General features: G+C 65.6%; 8 protein-coding genes and 1 riboswitch. Of the genes, 1 reads left to right on the forward strand and 7 read right to left on the reverse strand.

Annotated features, from left to right (window positions below):
- Nucleotides 1–213 precede the first annotated feature (213 nt).
- A complete protein-coding gene (locus X803_RS18545) occupies nt 214–2,577 on the forward strand; it encodes an FdhF/YdeP family oxidoreductase (RefSeq protein WP_051470565.1) in 2,364 nt (787 codons plus the stop codon).
- A gap of 25 nt (nt 2,578–2,602) precedes the next feature.
- Here the strand turns inward: X803_RS18545 and X803_RS18550 are convergent, their stop codons facing one another.
- From X803_RS18550 to X803_RS0107575, 7 genes are all read right to left on the reverse strand, one after another.
- A complete protein-coding gene (locus tag X803_RS18550) occupies nt 2,603–3,856 on the reverse strand; it encodes a molybdopterin molybdotransferase MoeA (protein WP_084033521.1) in 1,254 nt (417 codons plus the stop codon).
- The gene (locus X803_RS0107550) at nt 3,853–4,137 is read right to left on the reverse strand and encodes a DUF6457 domain-containing protein (protein WP_026544664.1); all 285 of its coding nucleotides are present in this window, start codon (nt 4,135–4,137) and stop codon (nt 3,853–3,855) included. Before X803_RS0107550 ends, X803_RS18550 begins: the two co-directional genes overlap by 4 nt.
- Nucleotides 4,138–4,151: 14 nt before the next feature.
- The gene (locus X803_RS0107555) at nt 4,152–4,769 is read right to left on the reverse strand and encodes a molybdenum cofactor guanylyltransferase (RefSeq protein ID WP_245702758.1); all 618 of its coding nucleotides are present in this window, start codon (nt 4,767–4,769) and stop codon (nt 4,152–4,154) included.
- Complete coding sequence (locus tag X803_RS0107560) at nt 4,766–5,266, reverse strand: HNH endonuclease (protein ID WP_026544666.1); 501 nt, start codon at nt 5,264–5,266, stop codon at nt 4,766–4,768. Before X803_RS0107560 ends, X803_RS0107555 begins: the two co-directional genes overlap by 4 nt.
- Nucleotides 5,267–5,476: 210 nt before the next feature.
- Nucleotides 5,477–6,292, reverse strand: a complete 816-nt coding sequence (locus X803_RS0107565; protein ID WP_026544667.1) for an NlpC/P60 family protein — start codon at nt 6,290–6,292, stop codon at nt 5,477–5,479.
- A gap of 25 nt (nt 6,293–6,317) precedes the next feature.
- Nucleotides 6,318–7,106 (reverse strand): NlpC/P60 family protein, encoded by a 789-nt coding sequence (locus X803_RS0107570; protein WP_026544668.1) that lies wholly within the window; start codon nt 7,104–7,106, stop codon nt 6,318–6,320.
- A 5-nt stretch (nt 7,107–7,111) separates the two neighbouring features.
- A riboswitch (cyclic di-AMP (ydaO/yuaA leader) is annotated at nt 7,112–7,303 on the reverse strand.
- Nucleotides 7,304–7,417: 114 nt separating this feature from the next.
- The coding region (locus tag X803_RS0107575; RefSeq protein ID WP_343299611.1) for a M23 family metallopeptidase at nt 7,418–8,249 on the reverse strand (832 nt) is incomplete at its 5' end.

An 8,249-nucleotide genomic window follows, 5' to 3' on the forward strand; every position in this document is an offset into this window, starting at 1 on the left:
ACGCAGCGCCGTCCAGCCGGTAACGTGTGATTCGGCGCCGATCCATTACTCGCGTCATCGAGGTTGTCCTTCGTGTAGGTCTGGACTGAGCCTAGTTGACGCTCCGGTAGACCAGCTACCGGAGCTCGTTGTCCCCATAGGGGCAGATCCTGAGCGACAATGGGTCAGGTAGGACCACTCAGCGCTGAGAAGCGGCCCAGAAAGGATGCGCCCATGACACGCTCCAACCCTCCCGTCGAGGAAGCAGACGAGAACGATCTCGACGTCAGCAAGCCCAAGGACTGGGCGGCAGGATTGCCCGGTGTGTATCACTCGATGCAACCGGCGTTCAAGCACATGGGCGTCGAACGCAGTGTACGAACCCTGCTCCGGATGAACCAGAAGCAGGGCTTCGACTGCATGAGCTGCGCGTGGCCGGACCCGTCGGACCACCGCAGCACCTTTGAATACTGTGAAAACGGCGCCAAGGCTGTCACGTGGGAAGCAACCCCGGTGACGGTGTCCTCGGACTTCTGGGCGGAGCATTCCATCACGGAACTGCGGGGACGTTCCGAGTTCTGGCTGGGCATGCAGGGCCGGCTCACCGAGCCCGTCTACAAGGCAGCCGGCGAAGACCACTACCGGCCGATCGGCTGGGACAGGGCGATCACGCTTGTTTCCGACAAATTGAAGAGCCTTGGGTCCCCGGATGAGGCAGCGTTCTACACCAGCGGCCGCGCCTCCAACGAGGCGGCCTTCATCTACCAGCTTTTCATCCGCGGGCTCGGCACCAACAACATGCCGGACTGCTCGAATATGTGCCACGAATCCTCCGGCGTGGCCATGAGCCAGACGATCGGCATCGGCAAGGCCACCGTCGCCTATAACGACTACCTCAACTGCGACCTGATGATTGTCATCGGCCAGAACCCGGGAACCAACCATCCCCGCATGCTGAGCGCAATGGAGAAGCAGAAGGAAAACGGGGGCCAGATCGTCGCCGTCAACCCTCTCCCCGAGGCCGGCCTGCGGCGGTTCAAGAACCCGCAGAAGCCCAAGGGCGTTGTAGGCCGCGGCACCGACCTGGCCGACCAGTTCCTGCAGATTCGCGCCGGCGGTGACATGGCGCTCCTGCAGGCCATCTCCAAGCGCGTCCTTGAAGCCGAGGACAGGAACCCGGGCACCGTGCTGGACCACGAGTTCATCGCCAAGTACTGCGAGGGGCTGGATGAGCTGCGTGCGCACCTTGCCACCCTGGACGAGCAGACAGTACTGGAGGCCACCGGCCTCCGGTCCGAGGAAATCGATGAGCTGGCCGACCGGTACATCAAGTCGAAAAAGACCATCATCACCTGGGCCATGGGCGTCACACAGCAGAAAAACGGCGTGGGCACCATCAAGGAGATCATCAACCTGCTCCTCCTGCGCGGCAACATGGGCCGGGCAGGTGCGGGCGCTTCACCGATCCGCGGGCACTCCAACGTGCAGGGCGACCGCACCATGGGAATCTGGGAGCAGATGCCGGACTCCTTCCTCGACGCGCTCGGCAAGGAATTCCGCTTCGAGCCTCCGCGCGAGCATGGTGTCGATTCGGTGGCGGCAGTGCGCGGGATGCGCGACGGCGACATCAAGTTCTTCCTCGCTCTGGGAGGCAACTTCGTGGCCGCGATGTCAGACACCGCCGCCACGGAATCGGCAATGCAGAACCTGGAGATGAACGTTCAGATCTCCACGAAGCTGAACCGGTCGCACACGGTTGTGGGAACGGACACGGAGTCACTCATTCTGCCCACGCTAGGCCGTACCGAGATCGATATCCAGGCAACTGGTCCGCAGTTCGTCTCGGTCGAGGACACAGTGAGCGCAGTACACTCCTCCGAGGGCAGGGTTGAACCGGTGGCACCGGGCCTGCTGTCCGAGGTTGCGATTGTCAGCCGGATTGCACGCGCCACCCTCGGGGACCGTATCGCCGCTGACTGGCAGGGTTTCGAGGACGACTACGACCGCATCCGCGACCACATCGCGCACGTGGTGCCCGGCTGTGAGAACTACAACCGCCGGATCCGCGAGAAGGACGGGTTCCTGCTGGCGAACGGACCGCGTGATGCGCGCAAGTTCAACACTCCCACCGGCAAGGCCGTGATGACCGTCAACGAGCTTGACCCGCTGGACTGCCCGCCGGGACGCCTCATCCTCCAGACCATGCGCTCCCATGACCAGTTCAACACCACCATCTACGGCTACAACGACAGGTACCGCGGCATCAAGAAGGGCCGGCACGTGGTCTTCGTGAACCCCGAGGACCTGGCAGAGCTCGGCTTCAAGGATGGCGATCTGCTGGACGTTCACGGCGAGTATGTGGACGGCAAGGACCGGGCGCTGCGCAAGTTCCGCGCGGTGGCCTACCCCACCGCCCGCGGCTGCGCCGCCGCGTACTACCCCGAGGCCAACGTCCTGGTGCCGCTGGACGACACGGTCAAGGGAAGCAACACCCCGGTATCGAAGGGCGTCATTGTCCGTCTGGAGCGTGCCGCTGACGGTCCCGCCGGAGGCACCAGCGACGAGAACGCTCAGAAGGACATGCCGGCGACGGTCTGAGCCCCGCGTACCTGCCGTGGTTCAGTCAGCTGAACCACGGCAGGGGCAGCGCTTCGACTTTCTCATCCGTTTCGCAGCCCTGCTCCGGCACAACCAGTACCCCGTCGGCGTCAGCCAGTCCACGCAGCATGCCCGACCGGTGGTGGACCGTGGGCATGGCCCGCCCGTCCTCAGAGCGGTACGGCACCAACCGGGTGCGGCCCGGCAACGGTTTGAACCCAACACCAGCCAGAACCGAACGTAATTCGGGAAAAGCTGCTCCGCGCAGGCCTGCAAGGAGCGGCGCACCGACAGTAAGCAGCGCCATCATCGCGGCCAGCGGGTTACCCGGCAGGCCCACGAAGAAACGCCCGTCGGGCAGGTGCGCAAGCAGCGTCGGGTGACCCGGCCGCATCGCGATGCCGTCGATGATCAGCTCCGCTTCCAGCACCGTCAGGGCACGCCGGATGTGATCGGCGTCGGACGCTCCAGTGCCTCCGGTGCTGATCAGCATATCCCCCGACGCCCGCGCAAGTGATACTTCGTCCATGGCTTCTGCGCTGATGGCGGCCACCACGTCATCGAGATCATCCCGGGCCCGCGCGACGGTATCCACATGGCCGCCCAGCATCCCGATGAGGCCAGGCAACTGCGGGCCGAAGGTGTCACGTACCTGACCCGGCTCCGGCAGACCGGATTCAATGACCTCATCCCCGGTCAGCAGGAGGGAGACCCGCGGCGCACGCAGGACGGGAAGCGTGTCATAGCCGCAGACGGCAGCCAGCGCGATCTGGGCGGGATTCAGCACGGAGCCGGCGGCGATCGCCTGGGTTCCTTCGGCTGCTTCCTCCCCTGCGGGCCGGATGTGCTCATTCTCGGCCGGTTCATCGGGACGCGCCCGCTCGTTGCGGGTCAGGACACCGTCCCGTACGGCACCATGCTCGGTGCGGAGGACCCCGGTGGCTCCCGGAGGAACCACACCGCCGGTGAGGATGAAGGTAGCCTGGCCAGGCTCGAGCGTCGCGTAACCGGACTTCTTGTGCTCGTGCGCACGGTGCCACGGGCTCTCGTCCTCCTGGATCGGTGTGATCAGCGTCCACGGGGGTTCACCATTCAGTGCCCAGCCATCCATGGCTGAGGACGCATAATGCGGCATCGGCTGCAGGGCCACAACCGGTTCAGCCAGCGTCTGTCCCAGGGCGTCTGCGAGATTCACGGTCTGTGCGGGCTTGGCGGTGGCCGACTCATACGCCAACCGGCGTGCTTGCTGCCAACTCACCTGGTGTCCCGCGCCGCTCATCGGCGGTCCTCGCTGTCGGGAACAGGTGGGCACGCCGAGCCTGCGGCCTCGAGCGCCGACCGCATGGCGGTGGAACTGTCGGCCTGGCCGATCCCCACCGCCATTCCGGCCGCATACCCGGCGATAAAGGTGGTGAGCGGTGCCGCAGGACGGACCACCGAGTGCGCCGCCTGGCCGGCCAATGCGAGGATGGCGTCGACGTCGATCTCCGTCCCCTCAAGTTCGAACGTTTCCAGGAGCAACTCGCTCCACTGCCTGAGCAGGCGATCCCGATCCTCCATGGTGAACCTCTCGCTTATTTGCCCGCGCCGGGCTCCTCCGCACCGAACTGCAGGGCGTCGGACCACGTGTCAATGTCATTGGTTGAGCCTGCGGGAACTTCAACTGGACTCCATGTCACCCTAGCAAGGAGGGCGCGCATAGAAAGATTCCTTACCTCTTTCTGGTCGACGGCCGCCACGAGGTCCGCCCAGCGGTACAGCGCAGCGAGCGGCTGGTCCCTGCCGCCGTCGTGGGCCAGAACCGACCGGCCGCCGGCACCGGCCCCGGCAACCAGGGCCGGCAGTGCCCGGCTGATATCCGGCATGTCGCAGGCAAGCAGGAGAACCCAGGGCGCCGGGTCGGCACGCAGATGCGCGACGGCGGCACTCACGGCCGCTGCCGGCCCACCGAACGGAGGGTCCTCGCGGATCACCTCGTGCCCGGCAGGGACGTCCGGGGTGGAAGCGCCGACAACCACCAGCCGCCGTGCCGCACCCAGCGACGCGCAGGTGCGCGCCAGCAGGGACCGCCCGTCGACCTGGAGAGAGGATTTGGCCACACCCCCCAGGCGGGAGGAGCGTCCGCCGCTCAGCACGACGGCGTCGAACATCAATTCTCCGGCGACCCTGCCGGCGGGAGGCCGGCCGCTCACGCCGCGTTGTCTGCGGGCAGGAACTCGCTCCACTGCGGTGAGGGCTTTTCCAGCTCGCGGATCTGCCAGGAGGATCCACGCGGTGGCTTCGGTGCGAACCTGAGCGTCCATCCCAGCGCGGCGAGGGTCTTGTCTCCCTTGACGTTGTTGCAGCGAAGACAGCAGGCCACAAGGTTCTCCCAGCTGTCTTCTCCCCCGCGGGAACGCGGCATCACATGGTCGATGGTTGAGGCGGTCTTCCCGCAGTACGCGCACAGGTGGTTGTCACGGCGAAGAACTCCACGCCGGGTCGCCACGGAGCCGGAATGATAGGGGATCTTCACATACCTGTTGAGCAGGATGACCGACGGACGGGACAGGACTTCGTTTGGCCCCACCACTGGATCCTCGCCTTCTGCGACCACGCTGGCTTTGCCTGTGAGCACAAGGACAAGCGCCCGGCGGAAGGTCACTACCGCCAGCGGTTCATATCCAGCATTCAGAACGAGAGTGCGCATGCACATTCCTCTTTGCCGTCCATAGCCCAAGGGGTTCGTAGACCCCTGACGCCCCTGAAGCTACAGCGAGGGTACTTCGGATTGACAGTGCAAGAGTAAGCCGTTCCGGCGCTGATTCGTCAATCGCCGCACGGGCTCATGACCATCAGCACAGACAAAAGCGCCCCCTGCCGCACTGGCAGGAGGCGCTTTGTCACTCATGAGGCTGAATCAGCCGCCAACGCGGATGTACACGCCGCCGGAGCCGAGCTCGGCCGGCGCAATAACGGTCTGGTTGCCGTTGAAACCACCGTGGACGGCCTGGCCGCCGCCGATGTACACAGCAATGTGGGCTGCGCCCATACCGCCGTCGGCGTAGTAGATGAGGTCTCCGGGGATAGCCTCGCCCGCGCTGACCGTGCGGCCAAGGGAGAGGTAGCCGGCCGGCCAACCGTGGAAGTTGATGCCTGCCGCGGCGAGGGCGTTGCTGGCAAGACGGGTGCAGTCCTGTGTTACGCCGAGCTGGGCCTTGGCGGCCGCCGCGATGGTCGCTGCTACCCCCGAGGAAACCTCCGGCGCGGCCGGAGCCGGCGCCTCGGCGACAGCCGGCTCCGCAGCGACAGCGACCGTTGCTTCGACTGCTGCTGCGGGCTCGGGTGCTTCGACCTCGGCGACCGGCGCCGCTACCGGCGCGGGCTCGACGGTCTCCGCCAGAGGCTGCACCACAGGGGCGGCCACAACCGGGGCGGCGACAGCCTTCACGGCAGTCTTGTTGAAGGAGATCTCCGCGTCAACCGGCGCCTGGACCGGGGCCTTTGCGGCCTGGACCTCCAGGGTGGTGGTCAGCGTGTTGCGCTCTGTGGGCAGTTCGACCGCATTCGCGGCAACACCGCTGGTCAGGACCAGGCCGGAAGCTGCTGCGATGACGGCTGCCTGGCGGCCTACGCCACCGGCGTTCTCACTGACGGCGCGAGCGATCGAGGAGAGGTGGGCTGAGCGCTGAACTTCGGCGCGGTGGCGTGCGATGGCACGGGTATTCGAGGTCATAAGTGGGAGCTCCAGGTAACGGGTCTTAGCTAACGCGGACGAAGCTGTAGCCAGAGAGATCGGACAGGCTGTGAAGGCCGGTATTCATACCATTCAGGCCACCGCTGATGACCTGACCGTTGCCTACATAGATGGCAACGTGACCACCGGAGACCACGAGGTCACCGGGTGTGGGGGAGGAAACAACTGATCCGAAGGCGAAGAAGTCGCTGGGAGCGATGTCGCCGACGGACTTGCCGATGGAGCGCAGAGCCTTCTCCACCATGGCGGTGCAATCCTGTGCGACTCCGATCTGGGAGTAGGCAGAACCAACCAGTGCTGCGCCGACTCCGCTTGAGGCGGGGGCCTCTGCGGGAGCCTTCACTGCGGCGGCCTCGACCTTGACCTCAGCAGGAGCTGCTGCAACCTCGACCACGGGCTCGGCAACCGGCGCCGGAGCGGCCTCGACTGCTACAGCCTGGACGGCAACCTCGGGAGCGGGAGCGGCTTCAACCACGGGCTGTGCAACCGGGGCTGCTACAGCCTCGACTGCTGCGCGCTCGAAGGTCACGGCTGCATCAGCGGAGGCACTGACGGTGGTGGGCTGGGATGCTACTGCGCTGAGCGTCTTGACGGCCTGCGCAGAGCGCTGGGCGTCCTCTGCGCCGTGGGCCGGAAGTCCGGCGGTGAGAACGAGGCCGGAAGCGGCAACGATGACCGCGGCCTGACGTCCTACTGAACCTGCGTTTGAAGATACAGCCTTCGAAATGGCTGCGAGCGAGCTTGTATGAGCCGGAACCGCACGATGGCGTCCCAGCGCAGAGCTGTTTGACACGTTAAATTGCCTCTCCCTACGCCTGCGAGGTGAGCTGTCGGATTCGGATGGGAGTCACCCGGCCGCGGATCGTCTCAGATCCTGCGACTTAACCCCAAGGACTTCTAAAAAGAAGCCCACAATTGGTTCCCCCGCCCCTGCCATGCGATTGTTGCGAACGGACCTCGTGCGGTGGCAGAGCTAGGCGATCTGCACGAGAGTGCCGAACCCCCTGCGATTCGGCACGAGTTAGACGGTACATCAGATTTTGGGGTATGTCACATTCAGATCACGGAACGGTGTGTTCACGGTAACGACGGACCTGAAACCGTTCAGAGCCAGCCCAGCGGATCGACGTTCTCGCCGTCGACCAGGACCTCGAAATGCAGGTGGCAGCCCGTGGAGGCGCCGGTGGACCCCACGCGCGCGATGGCTTCGCCCCGCTCTACAACCTGACCGACGCTGACATCCATCGCGGAAAGGTGGTTGTAGGTGGTTTCCAGTCCGTTGGCGTGCTTGACGACAACGCGGTTGCCGCCACCGAAGGCATGCCAGCCCGCGAACGTCACAGTCCCGGCCGCTGCGGCCTTGACTGCTGTTCCGCAGGCTTCGCTCATGTCCTGGCCGGTGTGGAGCTCTCCCATGCCGGTGATAGGACTGATCCTGGTACCGAAGGGGGAACTCATGGCGGCGCCGTCCAACGGTGCGGACAGGGATCCCCTGGATTCCGCGGCGATGATCCCGCCGTCGGACGCCGAAACAATCTCGACCAGCTTGGCATCGGGATCAAACCTGCCGTGCAGCGCAGCACGGTCGAAAGTGACCTCGGCGTTGGCCGCGGCCTGCACCGGCTCTGCCTGGGCCTGCCCTGCCGGCCCTGCGGCCGCCTGCGCATCGGAGGGCACCACTGCCGCGGTGGTGGGCAGCGCCACGGTCAGCACCATGCCGGAGGCAGCGGCAGCGATGGCAACCTTCTGGCTCAGTCCGGCGAAGGATACGTCACGGCGCGCCGATACTGCCCGACGTCGTCGTTCGATGCGCTGCAGGTCACGGGGGCGCGTGTCGGCCGCGGAAAATGAGCGGGCTCCGTTACCACTGCGGGCCTCGCGCCGCGATAGCGGGGCCGGGGAACAGGCTGCAACCTGCACCGGCGCGGTGATCAGG

Source organism: Arthrobacter sp. 35/47, from assembly GCF_000520475.1.
Classification (GTDB): Bacteria; Actinomycetota; Actinomycetes; order Actinomycetales; family Micrococcaceae; genus Arthrobacter_D; species Arthrobacter_D subterraneus.

Bases quoted from the DNA above. Each gene is read 5' to 3' on its own strand.
- X803_RS18545 (WP_051470565.1), top strand. From the start codon at position 214: ATGACACGCTCCAACCCTCCCGTCGAGGAAGCAGACGAGAACGATCTC.
- X803_RS18550 (WP_084033521.1), bottom strand. From the start codon at position 3,856: ATGAGCGGCGCGGGACACCAGGTGAGTTGGCAGCAAGCACGCCGGTTG.
- X803_RS0107550 (WP_026544664.1), bottom strand. From the start codon at position 4,137: ATGGAGGATCGGGATCGCCTGCTCAGGCAGTGGAGCGAGTTGCTCCTG.
- X803_RS0107560 (WP_026544666.1), bottom strand. From the start codon at position 5,266: ATGCGCACTCTCGTTCTGAATGCTGGATATGAACCGCTGGCGGTAGTG.
- X803_RS0107565 (WP_026544667.1), bottom strand. From the start codon at position 6,292: ATGACCTCGAATACCCGTGCCATCGCACGCCACCGCGCCGAAGTTCAG.